Source organism: Tateyamaria sp. (assembly GCF_039945315.1).
GTDB lineage: Bacteria > Pseudomonadota > Alphaproteobacteria > Rhodobacterales > Rhodobacteraceae > Tateyamaria.
On sequence record NZ_JBDUXB010000063.1, the window covers coordinates 92,460 to 105,374 of the forward strand.

General features: G+C 55.7%; 12 protein-coding genes. 7 read left to right on the forward strand and 5 right to left on the reverse strand.

From position 1 onward, the window contains the following. Window positions 1-3 precede the first annotated feature (3 nt). From radC to dnaK, 3 genes are all read right to left on the reverse strand, one after another. Window positions 4-753 carry a RadC family protein gene (radC, locus tag ABJD00_RS21675; protein WP_413849230.1) on the reverse strand — a complete coding sequence of 250 codons (750 nt, stop codon included), beginning with the start codon at window positions 751-753 and terminating at the stop codon, window positions 4-6. Between the two features lie 160 nt (window positions 754-913). Then, a complete protein-coding gene (gene dnaJ / locus ABJD00_RS21680; protein ID WP_413849232.1) occupies window positions 914-2,071 on the reverse strand; it encodes a molecular chaperone DnaJ in 1,158 nt (385 codons plus the stop codon). An 82-nt stretch (window positions 2,072-2,153) separates the two neighbouring features. Continuing rightward, the gene (gene dnaK / locus ABJD00_RS21685; RefSeq protein WP_413849234.1) at window positions 2,154-4,064 is read right to left on the reverse strand and encodes a molecular chaperone DnaK; all 1,911 of its coding nucleotides are present in this window, start codon (window positions 4,062-4,064) and stop codon (window positions 2,154-2,156) included. A gap of 194 nt (window positions 4,065-4,258) precedes the next feature. Here dnaK and ABJD00_RS21690 point away from each other — a divergent pair, with 194 nt between their 5' ends. Continuing rightward, window positions 4,259-4,858, forward strand: a complete 600-nt coding sequence (locus tag ABJD00_RS21690; protein ID WP_413849236.1) for an alpha-ketoglutarate-dependent dioxygenase AlkB family protein — start codon at window positions 4,259-4,261, stop codon at window positions 4,856-4,858. Window positions 4,859-5,179: 321 nt separating this feature from the next. On the opposite strand, the gene ABJD00_RS21695 is transcribed toward ABJD00_RS21690, so the two are convergent. Further along, window positions 5,180-6,403, reverse strand: a complete 1,224-nt coding sequence (locus tag ABJD00_RS21695) for a hypothetical protein (protein WP_413849238.1) — start codon at window positions 6,401-6,403, stop codon at window positions 5,180-5,182. A gap of 311 nt (window positions 6,404-6,714) precedes the next feature. Between ABJD00_RS21695 and ABJD00_RS21700 the strand changes: the two genes are divergently transcribed. Continuing rightward, window positions 6,715-6,867 (forward strand): hypothetical protein, encoded by a 153-nt coding sequence (locus ABJD00_RS21700; protein ID WP_413849240.1) that lies wholly within the window; start codon window positions 6,715-6,717, stop codon window positions 6,865-6,867. On the opposite strand, the gene ABJD00_RS21705 is transcribed toward ABJD00_RS21700, so the two are convergent. Continuing rightward, entirely contained in the window at window positions 6,864-7,688 is an 825-nt protein-coding gene (locus tag ABJD00_RS21705; RefSeq protein ID WP_413849242.1) for an ABC transporter permease, read from the reverse strand. The genes ABJD00_RS21700 and ABJD00_RS21705 overlap by 4 nt on opposite strands. A gap of 119 nt (window positions 7,689-7,807) precedes the next feature. On the opposite strand from ABJD00_RS21705, the gene cysQ reads away from it, so the two are divergent. The 5 genes from cysQ (at window position 7,808) to ABJD00_RS21730 (ending at window position 12,896) form a co-directional block, all read left to right on the forward strand. Then, window positions 7,808-8,605, forward strand: a complete 798-nt coding sequence (gene cysQ, locus ABJD00_RS21710; protein WP_413849244.1) for a 3'(2'),5'-bisphosphate nucleotidase CysQ — start codon at window positions 7,808-7,810, stop codon at window positions 8,603-8,605. Then, window positions 8,605-9,405 carry a 3-deoxy-manno-octulosonate cytidylyltransferase gene (locus tag ABJD00_RS21715; protein ID WP_413849246.1) on the forward strand — a complete coding sequence of 267 codons (801 nt, stop codon included), beginning with the start codon at window positions 8,605-8,607 and terminating at the stop codon, window positions 9,403-9,405. The genes cysQ and ABJD00_RS21715 overlap by 1 nt, the downstream gene beginning before the upstream one ends. Further along, the gene (locus ABJD00_RS21720; RefSeq protein ID WP_413849248.1) at window positions 9,402-10,628 is read left to right on the forward strand and encodes a glycosyltransferase family 2 protein; all 1,227 of its coding nucleotides are present in this window, start codon (window positions 9,402-9,404) and stop codon (window positions 10,626-10,628) included. The genes ABJD00_RS21715 and ABJD00_RS21720 overlap by 4 nt, the downstream gene beginning before the upstream one ends. Window positions 10,629-10,750: 122 nt before the next feature. Next, window positions 10,751-11,644, forward strand: a complete 894-nt coding sequence (gene galU, locus ABJD00_RS21725) for a UTP--glucose-1-phosphate uridylyltransferase GalU (protein WP_413849250.1) — start codon at window positions 10,751-10,753, stop codon at window positions 11,642-11,644. A gap of 160 nt (window positions 11,645-11,804) precedes the next feature. Then, entirely contained in the window at window positions 11,805-12,896 is a 1,092-nt protein-coding gene (locus ABJD00_RS21730; RefSeq protein WP_413853710.1) for a glycosyltransferase family 4 protein, read from the forward strand. Window positions 12,897-12,915 lie beyond the last annotated feature (19 nt).

A 12,915-nucleotide genomic window follows, 5' to 3' on the forward strand; every position in this document is an offset into this window, starting at 1 on the left:
CCCCTACAGATATCCTTCGGATTTGAAGCTGAGTTCGCGGGATTTGCCCACGATCAGATGATCATGGAGCGTCAATCCCAATGCCCCGCAGGCGTTTTCCATCTGGTTGGTCATGTCGATGTCGGACTGGCTGGGCGTTGGGTCACCGGACGGATGGTTGTGTACAAGGATCAGCGCAGAAGCGTTGAGTTCCAGCGCGCGTTTGGCAACTTCTCGCGGATAGACAGGGACGTGGTCGACCGTGCCTTTGCCCTGTTCCTCATCTGCGATCAAAACGTTCTTACGGTCTAGAAATAGTACGCGAAACTGTTCTGTCTCACGATGTGCCATGGTGGTATGGCAGTAATCGATCAAAGCATCCCAGCTGGAAATTACGTTCTGATTCAATACTTTGGCGCGCGCGAGGCGCTGGGCGGAACCTTCGACAACTTTGAGTTCAATGATGACGGCGTCGCCGACACCTTTGATGCCGCGCAATCTGTCCACGGGGGCAGACACCACCCGATTGAAATCGCCAAATTCGGCCATCAGCAGATGGGCCAGCGGTTTTACGTCTTGGCGGGGGATGGCACGGAACAGGACCAGTTCCAGCAATTCGTAGTCGGGCATGGCACTCGCCCCGCCGTCCATGAACCTCGTGCGCAAACGCTTGCGGTGCTCGGCCATATAGGATGGCGTTTTGCCGATGGGCATCGTTGCTTGTGTCGCCTCGTCAAAGTCGAAAGGCAGAGGTTGTTCGGCAAAATGTGACATGCGCCAACCTTGCCGACTTGTGGTTAGTGATGGGTTAACGCGAAGGTAAAACGGGTATGCACGAGGTGTGCACCACCTGTGCACAGAATGTGCACCGCCCGTCATATAGTTTGGAAAATCGAACGGAAGCGTAAGGCGGATTTACAACCGCCTTACCTTATCAGCCTTTCATCGAATCCCAGAAGGATTTGACGGAGGAAAAGAAGCTGGAGGATTCAGGGTTGTTCTCTTCGGACAACTCTTCGAATTCGCGCAGCAACTCTTTTTGACGGCTGGTGAGATTCACAGGTGTCTCGACAGCCAGTTCGATGAACATGTCCCCAGGACCGCCGCCGCGCAGGGCGGGCATGCCTTTGGAGCGCAATCTCATCTGACGACCCGATTGTGAGCCAGCTGGGATTTGAACCCGACCACGGCCACCGTCGATGGTTGGGACCTCGATCGATCCGCCAAGGGCCGCTGAGCTCATCGATACGGGCACCCGGCAGAACAGGTTCTTGCCGTCGCGTTCGAACAGGTCATGTGTGGCCACGTCGATAAAAATGTAGAGATCACCAGACGGACCGCCGCGCATGCCTGCTTCACCTTCACCAGCAAGTCGAATGCGCGTGCCGGTTTCGACGCCCGCGGGGATGTTCACGCTCAGCGAACGATCCTTTTCAACCCGTCCTGCGCCACTACAGACCTTGCACGGGTTCTGGATGATCTGGCCCATACCGGAACAGGTTGGGCAGGTGCGTTCAACGGTGAAGAACCCTTGCTGTGCACGTACTTTGCCCATGCCGGAGCACGTGGGACAGGTGGTCGGTTCGGAGCCACCCTCAGCGCCCGAACCATCGCAGCTGTCACAGCTGACCGATGTAGGAACATTGATGGTCTTTTGCAGTCCGGCAAAGGCATCTTCGAGCGTGACCCGCAGGTTATAGCGCAGGTCGGAGCCGCGCGCAGCACGGCGTCCGCCACCGCCTCCGCGCTGGCCGCCCATGAAGTCGCCAAACAGGTCGTCAAACACGTCCGAAAAGGCAGAGCCAAAGTCGCCCTGCTGGCCGCCAAAGCCGCCGCCGGGTCGTCCACCACCGCCGCCCATGCCGCCTTCAAAGGCTGCGTGGCCAAAGCGGTCATACGCTGCTTTCTTTTCTGGGTCTTTTAGGACGTCATAGGCTTCGTTGGCTTCTTTGAACTGCGCTTCGGCGTCCGGTTTGTCGGCATTGCGATCCGGGTGCAGTTCTTTGGCCTTAGAGCGAAAGCCCTTCTTGATTTCGTCAGCGTTGGCGCCCTTTTGGACGCCCAACACATCATAATAGTCACGTTTTGCCATGGATTATATCCTTCAGCTGGAACGTCGTGGGGCCGGTCCTGTGCGAACCGGCCCCTGCGATTGGTTCCTTGAGCGTCACCGCTTAGGCGCGCTTGTCGTTGTCCAGGTCTTCGAACTCGGCATCGACGATGTCATCGTCTGCGTCGCGGGGCTCATCAGCACCGGCGGGCTCATCATCGCCCTCTTCCTGTGCTGATTTGTAGATTGCCTCGCCCAGTTTCATGGCCGCTTCGGTCACGTTCTGGATGCCAGACTTGATCTTGTCCGCACTGTCGGTTTCCAACTCGTCCTTGAGCGCGGCAATGGCCAGTTCGATCGCTTCGACCGTGGTCGGATCAACCTTGTCCGAATGCTCTTCGATAGATTTTTCTGTCGAATGGATCAGGCTTTCGGCTTGGTTTTTCGCCTCGATCAGCTCGCGACGTTCCTTATCCGCCTCGGCATTGTCCTCGGCGTCTTTGACCATTTGTTCGATGTCATCATCGGACAGACCGCCAGAGGCCTGGATCGTGATCTGCTGTTCCTTGCCAGTGCCTTTGTCTTTTGCGCCCACCGACACGATGCCGTTGGCGTCGATGTCGAAGGTCACTTCGATTTGGGGCATACCGCGTGGAGCGGGCGGGATGTTTTCGAGGTTGAAGGCACCGAGGATCTTGTTGTCGGAGGCCATCTCGCGCTCACCCTGGAACACGCGGATTGTCACGGCGTTCTGGTTGTCTTCCGCAGTCGAGAAGATTTGCGATTTCTTCGTCGGGATTGTCGTGTTGCGGTCGATCAGGCGTGTGAATACGCCACCCAGTGTTTCGATGCCGAGGGACAAAGGTGTCACGTCGAGCAGAACCACGTCCTTGACGTCGCCTTGCAGAACGCCAGCTTGAATAGCAGCACCCATGGCAACCACTTCGTCGGGGTTCACGCCCTTGTGCGGCTCTTTCCCGAAGAATTTGGTTACTTCCTCAACCACTTTGGGCATGCGGGTCATACCGCCGACCAGAACGACTTCGTCGATGTCAGAAGCTGACAAACCGGCGTCTTTCAACGCAGCCGCGCACGGCTTCATTGACGCTTTGATCAGATCACCAACAAGGCTTTCCAATTTGGCGCGCGTCAGCTTCATCACCATGTGCAGCGGCTGGCCGTTGCTGCCCATCGAGATGAAGGGCTGGTTGATTTCTGTCTGGCTGGACGAGGACAGTTCGATCTTGGCCTTTTCCGCAGCCTCTTTAAGACGTTGCAGCGCCATCTTGTCGGCTGTCAGGTCGACCGAGTGCTCTTTTTTGAATTCACCCGCGAGGTAGTTCACGATGCGCATGTCAAAGTCTTCACCACCAAGGAACGTGTCGCCATTGGTGGATTTCACTTCGAACAGGCCGTCGTCGATTTCGAGGATGGTCACGTCGAACGTACCGCCACCAAGGTCATAGACCGCGATGGTTTGACTATTCTCTTTGTCCAGACCGTAAGCCAGAGCGGCAGCTGTCGGTTCGTTGATGATCCGCAGAACTTCGAGGCCAGCGATTTTGCCGGCGTCTTTTGTTGCCTGGCGCTGGGCGTCGTTGAAGTAGGCGGGGACGGTGATGACCGCTTGGGTCACGTCTTCGCCGAGATAGCTTTCCGCTGTCTCTTTCATTTTGCCAAGGATGAACGCAGAGATTTGGCTGGGTGAGTATTTCTCGTCGCGGGCTTCGACCCATGCGTCGCCATTGCCGCCATCAATCACGTTGAAGGGCAGGTTTTTCTTATCTTTGGCCAGATCCGCGTCGTCATTGCGGCGACCAATCAGGCGCTTAACGCCGAAAATTGTGTTGTCGGGGTTGGTAACCGCTTGCCGTTTGGCCGGCTGGCCGACGAGGCGTTCGCTTTCTGTGAAAGCGACGATGGACGGTGTTGTCCGAGCGCCTTCGGCGTTTTCGATTACGCGAGGCTGGCTACCATCCATGATGGCGATGCAGCTGTTTGTTGTTCCAAGGTCAATACCAATGACTTTAGCCATGTTTTTTCGATCCCTTTATCTAGTTCAAGGCGATGACACGAAGCGTCGACCCGAAGTCGGCATCGACGCCACGATAGGTTTTGCGCAAGATTCCTTGCGCGCTGCGGCGTATATAAGGAGGGTCATTTGACGCTGCAACCGTTCTACCGGGACGGAATCCGCCAAAATTGCACATAAAGTAGAGAAGAAGGCCTATGCACGCGCACATTCGGGGTTTTGACGTCTACAAAGGCCAGTTGAATAGTGCCGCACAGGCCGGATTGGTGGCAGATGTGCGCGATATTGCCAAACAGGCACCTATGTTCTCGCCTCAGACACCCTATGGCAAGCCGATGTCCGTGCGGATGACGTCTGCTGGGGCTGTGGGATGGTATGCCGACCGTTCAGGATATCGCTACGCTCCCACCCATCCTGACGGTGGGCCATGGCCTCCGATCCCGGCATCGGTTCTGCAGCTTTGGCACACACTGACGCGGCTTGAGCGTGCCCCGGATTGCTGTCTGATCAACTACTACGGGGAGGGCGCGCGCATGGGGATGCATCAGGACAAAGACGAGGCCAGTTTCGATTGGCCCGTTCTGTCGGTCTCTCTGGGCGATACGGGGTTATTCCGCATTGGGAACACCACGCGCGGCGGCAAAACAGAGTCGTTGTGGCTGGAAAGCGGCGATGTGGTGGTTATGGGAGGCGCGGCCCGCCTGACCTATCATGGTGTAGACCGGATCCGGTTTGGATCATCTTCTTTGCTCCCCAAAGGCGGAAGGATAAATCTGACCTGTCGTGTGGTTTTCTGACCAAGCTTCTGCATCCCGGAAACAAACGCTGCGTCTGATATCTAACTTTGGTGGAAAAGGGATTGGCTGCTTGTATCCCGTCTCTATCTAAAAATGACTGACACTTGGCGCCGTGTTGGGCCGACAAAATTGACGCATCGCATCATGTTACAGATCGCGAGGCCGCAGCTGTTTAGGACCCTCGTTGTTGATGCTTTTGACTCTTCTTCCCACACTTGCCCGGCCTATGAAGCCGTGAGCGGAGGGGAGTTTATCCATTGCGGGGACGCGACCAGGTTTGGCGGGTGGACAAGAGTGACCTTTGGCGCGTCGCTTGCGCGGCTACCAGAGGAAGCGAACGCCTGCCGCGATGACACGGGCGTCCTGAATTTCACGCCCAATGGCATCTACGTCATACTGGCGGTACGTGGCATAAATCTCGGTTTGGCTCGATTTGATGCTTTGTACGATGGATGCCCCCCAAGATTGTGATCTGTCGGTTCCGGCGAGGGGCTCGTCGCTATGATAATAGTCGAGAGAAACGGACGTATCACCAAAGTCAAAGAACGAACGAATGAGACCAATCTTGCCGTACAAATAGCGGCCCTGACGCGAATTTGCCCCGCCAGCGACGGCGAAATTTAGGCCAGTCGTTTCGTCTATTCCAGCAACCGAGCCGGAAAAGAAATCGGGCGATGTATCATTATAGGTCGCGGCTACACCTGTTTTGATCCGAAAGTTGCGCCATTCCGTCTCGTAGCGCAGGGCGACATCGGCATATGTGTTGTCATCATCATCGATCAGGACTTCCCGTCCGGCCGATACGGCCCAGGACAAGCAACTTTTGGCTACGCTGTCATAACGCACCCGAAACCGGCGCGACCCATCGAAGGTCGGAAAGAACGCTTGTAATTGCGAAGCGGATTGCTCGCCGTTTGCGAAATACGCAGGTTCCCCGGAAATCGTATCGCCGACGCTGTTTGTTGCAATCACTCCGGTTCTTGAGAAATCAAAGCCAGTGATGCCGTCGCCTGCCATGCTGCCTTGACCGATCGACAGGAATCCAAAGGACGGGATAGACAGACGCAGTTCGGCTTTGCGTAAAAGCGTTTTGTCCCAGTCCTGAAAGTCGTCCTGAACGCCACCGCTTCTGATAATTCCGTCATAGGTGCTGCGTCGCAGGCCAGTTTCAAGATTGACCAAAAGCCCGGTACCGTTTTCGAAATTGGTCTCCAGCCTCAATCCCAGCCGACCCGGCGAATTCGCGTTGTCCCGAAATGAGGTGAACGGATCAATTCCGTCATCATAATCGAGATAAAGGAAATTGAGCTGTCCGTAGAAGCTGAGCAGGGTGTTGTCCGACAATTCCCAGTTTAGAAAGCGATCGAACCGGTCCTGGCGTCTCTGGCGGCGTTCCTGCCAAGTTCCGGACCAGTTGTTGGACCAGTCTTGCGATGTATCTAGTTCGGCCGGCAGGTCGGATGTCTGCGCTTTGCCGGGTTGCGGTGTGCACACCCAGAGCGCACTGGCCAAAAGCCACATCAGAAATGGAAAAGTGCCGCGCATTTAGTTCTCTTCAGACATAGTTGGCGCAACCCTAGCAATTGCTGGGCTTCGTCAAAAGCATCAAAGTTAAGGGCTCTGCGTTAGCGTCATCTGAGAAGTTCGACGAGTTGGAAACCGGCTGAGCCAATGGGAAATTTTTCCGTCGGAACTCATTTCTCAAGCAGTGTCAGTTCTTTAGGAGCCCAAGCCTTGTCGCTGAACGCCTTGATCTGGTCTGAGTGACGAATCTAGAAAAGAACTTTTGGCCGGGCAGAGAAGACCGCAAAGTCGTTTTGGGTCGGTATCGGTCAAGCTAATTCTGGTGTCTGATTGTGGACAGCATTGGCATCGTGCTGGTGCAGGATTTCGACCAACAGAAAATTGAGGCCTATATCTGGTATCGCAAGTATTCATATGTCGACGATACTGTCGCTACGTTTCAAGATGCCTCGTCATACATCATTGGAATGCGTTGGCGGTTCTAGCGGCGCGCTCCCCAACTGGCAGAGGCGTGGCGGCGGGTGTAGAATTCGCCCATCAACCCGATCATCACCAACACGACTCCGACCCAGAATCCATATTCCCACGCGGTATAGCGTGGGCTGTAGTTGATGAAAATGAAGCCCCGCGCCTGATCGATGAAGTGAAACAGGGGGTTCCAATCGAACATTGCGATCATGAAGGCAGGTAGCGAATTGGCGACGAACATCTTGCCCGATGCGATCATGTTCGCGCGAGAGTAAATCTGGGTGAAGATGGTCACAAAGGTTGGAAACCATGGTTTGATTGCTAACAAAACCAACCCGAGCGCGGCCCCGGTAAACCATGACAAAAGGAGCATTCCAAAGGCAGGAAAAGGCTGTTCAATCTGAACCGGGACAAAAGCGACGTGGTAGATGAACAGGATCATGAAAAGCGACAAAACCTGAATGTAGAGAGCCCCCAAAGCGGCTGAAAAGATCGACACAATCGTGTTCATCGGCGCATGCAGCATCATCGGGCTTGCCGGCCCTTCGGAACCCACGACTGCGCTCAGCGTTTTGGTGTGGGTCATGAACAAAAAGATGCCTGACATAATGTAGAGCAGGAAATCGCCTCGGACCGCTGCACCGCGCAGGCCTAGAACCGAGAACATAACGTAAAACGCCATGACAAAGATCACCATCTGCAACATGTTCATGGCAATGGCCATAAAGGCGTTGTTGTGCGTCTTGCGCACTGATCGCACAATCGAGTGATAGATCACTTCCGACATGGCGAGGGCAGTGCCCAGGCTGGTCTGCGGTTTACGCGTGGATTGAAACATGTGCGTTGCTGCCTCGGGTTGCGATTATCTACGCAGGGAAATCTTGCCGTTCCGTTAGCGCCGCAGCATAAGGACCTCTTAGTTGCTTTTCAACAAATGCCCGCCCTAGGAGCGCTTTTATGACATATGAAGACTTGATCCCCGTCATGCGAAAGCTGGCACTTGAAGCTGGTGACAAGATTATGGAGATCTATGGGAGTGACGATTTCGATGTGAAGTCCAAATCTGATGACAGCCCTGTTACTGCAGCAGATGAGGCGGCTGATGTGCTGATTTCCGACGGGCTTCGCGCTTCGTTTCCCGATGTGATGCTGGTCACCGAGGAACAGGCGGCCACCCATTCCACAACGGGCGACACGTTTCTGATCGTTGATCCGCTTGATGGCACCAAGGAATTTGTACATCGCCGTGGCGATTTCACCGTCAATATCGCCTTGGTCGAGGCCGGCGTGCCAACGCGTGGTGTCGTTTATGCTCCGGCCAAGGGTCGCATGTTTTTCACACTCGCCGATGGGCAGGCTGTCGAGGAAACGGGTGCTTTTGATAAGGAAACGGTTGGAGAGGTTACTCCTATGCGAGTCGCCGACAGCAACAATGCCGCCTTGATGGTTGTGGCCTCAAAGTCGCACAGGGATCAGGCCACGGACGACTACATCAACAAGTACAGTGTTGAGGACATGAAAAGCGCAGGCTCGTCCCTGAAGTTCTGTCTGGTTGCCACGGGCGAAGCGGATTTGTATCCGCGTGTTGGTCGCACGATGGAATGGGACACAGCCGCTGGGCATGCTGTTCTGGCGGGTGCTGGGGGTCGTGTTGTACGCTTTGATAACCACGAGCCGCTGGTTTACGGCAAAGAAGGATACGCAAATCCATTCTTTATCGCTTACGCGCCGTCTGTGGATCTGAAGCCAGCCTGATGTCCGTCCTTTTGGTCATCCCCGCGCGCTATGCCTCAAGCCGCTATCCCGGCAAACCATTGGTGCCGTTGACAGGTGCGATGGGTGTTGCCCAGAGCCTGATCGAACGCAGTTGGCATGCCGCCATGGAAGTGTCTGGCATCGATCGGGTGGTAGTTGCGACGGATGATGACAGGATCAGCGCAGCGTCCGAGGCTTTTGGGGCCGAAGTTGTCATGACTTCTGAGGCGTGCGGCAACGGGACTGAACGGTGTGCTGAAGCGCATGCCAAGCTGGGCGGAACTTACGATATCGTGGTGAATTTGCAGGGTGATGCCCCGTTGACCCCTGCCTGGTTTATTGAAGGTTTGGTGGATGGTTTGCGCGCTGCTCCAGAGGCAGAGATCGCGACGCCTGTTTTGCGTTGTGATGGCGCCACGCTTAACGGGTTTATAGAGGACCGAAAAGCGGGCCGTGTTGGCGGCACGACTGCGGTTTTCGGGGCGCAAAATGAGGGGCTCTACTTTTCCAAGGAAGTGATCCCTTACACCAATACGACCTATCCTGATGACGCTGAAACGCCCGTGTTTCACCATGTTGGGGTCTATGCTTATCGTCCTGACGCACTGGCGGCTTATTCAGATTGGTCTGTCGGACCGCTTGAAACGCTAGAGGGGCTCGAACAGCTCCGGTTTCTTGAGAATGGCCGGCAAGTCCTGTGCGTCGAGGTCGACGCGCGTGGGAGGCAGTTTTGGGAGTTGAACAACCCCGCGGACGTCCCCCGGATCGAGGCAATGATGGCGCAGATGGGCCTCGAATGACCCGCCCTCTGGTCAGTGTTGTGGTGGTCAGCCGCGACCGGCCGGAAGCATTGGCGCGCTGTCTCTTGGGTCTGTTGCAGGTCCAGTACACGCTGTTTGAAATTGTCATCGTGGCGGACGATGCGGGCTGCGCTGCCGTGGCGCGCTGGGCGGAGCAGATCAAGGTTGTGCCCTTTGATCGCCCTAATATCTCCGAAGCCCGTAACCTAGGGATCAGCCACGCGGCGGGCGACATTGTCGCCTTTATCGATGATGATGCGGTGCCTGAGCCCAGTTGGTTGAGCAATCTTGTGCCCCCGTTTGAACAAGCGGAAGTTTCTGCAACTGGTGGGTTTGTGCGTGGGCGGAACGGAATCTCGTTTCAGTGGCGCGCACGCAGTGTGGACGAAACAGGTACAACCGCGCCGGTTGAGGTGCACCCGGAACGGTCGACTGTTCTGATCCCGAAGGGGCGGCGCGCGACGAAGACTGAAGGCACGAACATGGCGGTGCGTCGAGATGTTTTGTGCGCATTGGAGGGGTTTGATCCCGCATTTGCCTTCTTTTTGGATGAAACTGACTTCAACTTGCGACTTGCTCGCGCTGGTCATGCGACTGCAATTGTGCCCATGGCCGAGGTGCATCACGGGTTTGCCGCCAGCCCACGGCGTCGCGCAGACCGGGCGCCCCGGGATCTGTTCGATATAGGCGCAAGTTGGGCCGTGTTTCAGCGCAAGTACATGGACCAGGCCAATTGGGCCGATCATTGGCGGACCATCAGGCATACGCAGAAGGTGCGGTGTGTTTCGCATATGGTGGCTGGGCGGTTGGTCCCGGGGGACGTCGGGCGCCTTATGCGCCGTCTCGACGCCGGCTATGCCGAAGGATCGCTTCGTCCGCGTGGCGGGGCTCAGGTTTTGGATACGGCAATAGCTTCGTTCAAGCCGATTTCTGCGACATCAGGTGCAAGCATTCTGATTGCCGGACGGTTTTGGCAGCGCAAGAAACTGCGCGCCGAGGCGGTACAGCGCGTCGCAAACGGAGAAACTGTGACCCTGATCTTGTTGTCGCCCACGACACTGTTTCACCATGTGCGGTTTCACAAAGACGGATATTGGGAGCAGCGGGGCGGCCTGTTTGGCCGTTCTGACCGCACAGACCCGTTGTTCACATTGTGGCGATTTTCAAAGCGCGTTGCACGCGAGCGGCGGCGAGTTGCCTACCAAAGGTTGTATTTTCACTGAATTTGATGCATCACAGTGATAATTCCCCTGCTGCCAGATTAATTCAGGAATTGGACATCTTCCGGACGTAATCTAAGAGTAAGCATGGCCCAAACATGGGCAGTTAAGAACACGAGGCTAGCATGCGTAAAAAGGTGACAAAGGCGATCTTTCCGGTCGCTGGACTTGGGACGCGGTTCTTGCCGGCAACCAAATCAGTGCCAAAAGAAATCATGACGTTGGTGGACCGCCCCCTGATCCAATACGCCATTGATGAGGCGCGCGCCGCAGGCATCAAGGAATTCATATTTGTGACCTCGCGCGGCAAAGGTGCGCTTGAGGACTACTTCGATCACGCCCCCACACTAGAGCAGGAATTGCGCAAAAAGGGCAAAGACGGGCTTTTGGAGGTTCTCAAGGACACCAACATGGACAGTGGTGCTATTGCCTACATTCGGCAGCACAAGGCGCTGGGCCTTGGCCATGCGGTCTGGTGCGCGCGCCGTTTGATCGGCAACGAACCATTTGCAGTGATCTTGCCAGATGATGTGATTGCGGCGGAAACGCCCTGCCTGCAGCAGATGGTCGAAGCTTATTCTGAGACTGGCGGCAATATGGTTGCAGCAATGGAAGTGCCCCCTGAAAAGGCGTCTTCCTATGGTGTGCTGGACGTTCAGAAAGAAAACGGACAGATGGTTGAGGTCGCTGGCATGGTTGAAAAACCCCCCGCTGGAGAGGCCCCGTCGAACCTTGCCGTGATCGGCCGCTATATCCTGTCACCGAATGTTCTGCGCTCGCTTAACAAGATGAAAACGGGTGCAGGTGGTGAAATCCAACTGACCGATGCCATCGCACAGGCGATTGGCGGTGATGAAGGTGTTTATGGCTACAGATTCCGTGGTCAGCGCTTTGATTGCGGCTCAAAAAGCGGGTTCCTGCAGGCCACCGTGTCCTTTGGACTGGCGCGCGAAGAATTGCGCAATGATCTGTTGGGCTACATCCGCGACGTCGTACAGATGGATCAAGCGGCCGAATAGTCTGCAGGTACTTTGTGACCCGTCTGCGATGGCCTAGAGTGGCGTGATCCACGAATAGAGAAAAGACATCACGCTGGTTACGCCCGTTGAGATACAACCAACCGCACGCCTTCTAGACGTCACGCGCCTTATGCGCAGGGCGGGGAAGGTTTTGACGGGCGTGGACCGGGTCGAACTGGCCTATGTCCGGACACTCATCGCCGACGACATTCCCATGTTCGGCCTTATCCGCTCGCGGATTGGGTATATACTTCTGGATCAGGCAGGTGTGGAACTTATGGTTCCGCTACTTTCGGGCCCAGTCAGCAATGAGACTGTGGAAGCACAACAGCGTCACAGCTGGCGCCACGCAAGAGAACACGCCATTGGGCGTGTTCCCCCATTCCTGTTGCGTGCCATGTTGCGACGTAAGCTACCTACAGGATTTGCCTATCTCAACGTCGGGCATTCCAATCTGACGGATCGTGTGCTGGGAGCGATGCGCAGTCTGGATGTTCGGATCACCACGTTTATTCACGATGTCATCCCGCTCGATTTTCCAGAATTTCAGCGCGACGGCACGGTGCAGCCCTTTGCCGATATGATTGCTCGCGTTGGAAAATTTGCAGACCTTGTCATCTACAACTCCAAAGATACGCAGGCGCGCGCGCAAGCGCATTTACCGAGTGGTTCGACGTCAATTGTTTCCTATTTGGGAACAGACGAGGTAGATTCGAAGGTAACGGATATCCCCAATGGCGTACCGCGAGACACGCCTTTCTTTGTCTGCATCGGAACCATTGAACCCCGCAAGAACCATGCTTTCCTCCTTGATCTGTGGGACCAAATGGGCACGCAAGCGCCGGGTTTGATCATTGCTGGAGGGCGTGGATGGAAGAACGAAGAAGTGTTTGCGCGCCTCGATGCGCTGTCTGCCGGTGGGCCTGTGTATGAAGTTTCAGGCCTGAGCGACGGTGCGCTGGCAGCCCTTATGGATCGCGCTGCCGGCGTTCTGTTTCCAAGTCTGGCCGAGGGGTTCGGGTTGCCCGCTACCGAGGCTGCGGCCCGCGGTATTCCGCTAATTGCCAATGATCTACCAGTTTTGCGGGAAATACTGGGCGATATTCCCATTTACGCAAGCGTTTCAGATCGTTATCTATGGCTCAATAAAATAAACGAGTTGGCCAGCTTAGGACCAAACGCACCAGATCAGCAGCAGTATGTCCCACCAACATGGGACGCGCATTTCAAGACTGTGTTAAGGTTGACCTGATACGTGCCGACAGGTCGCA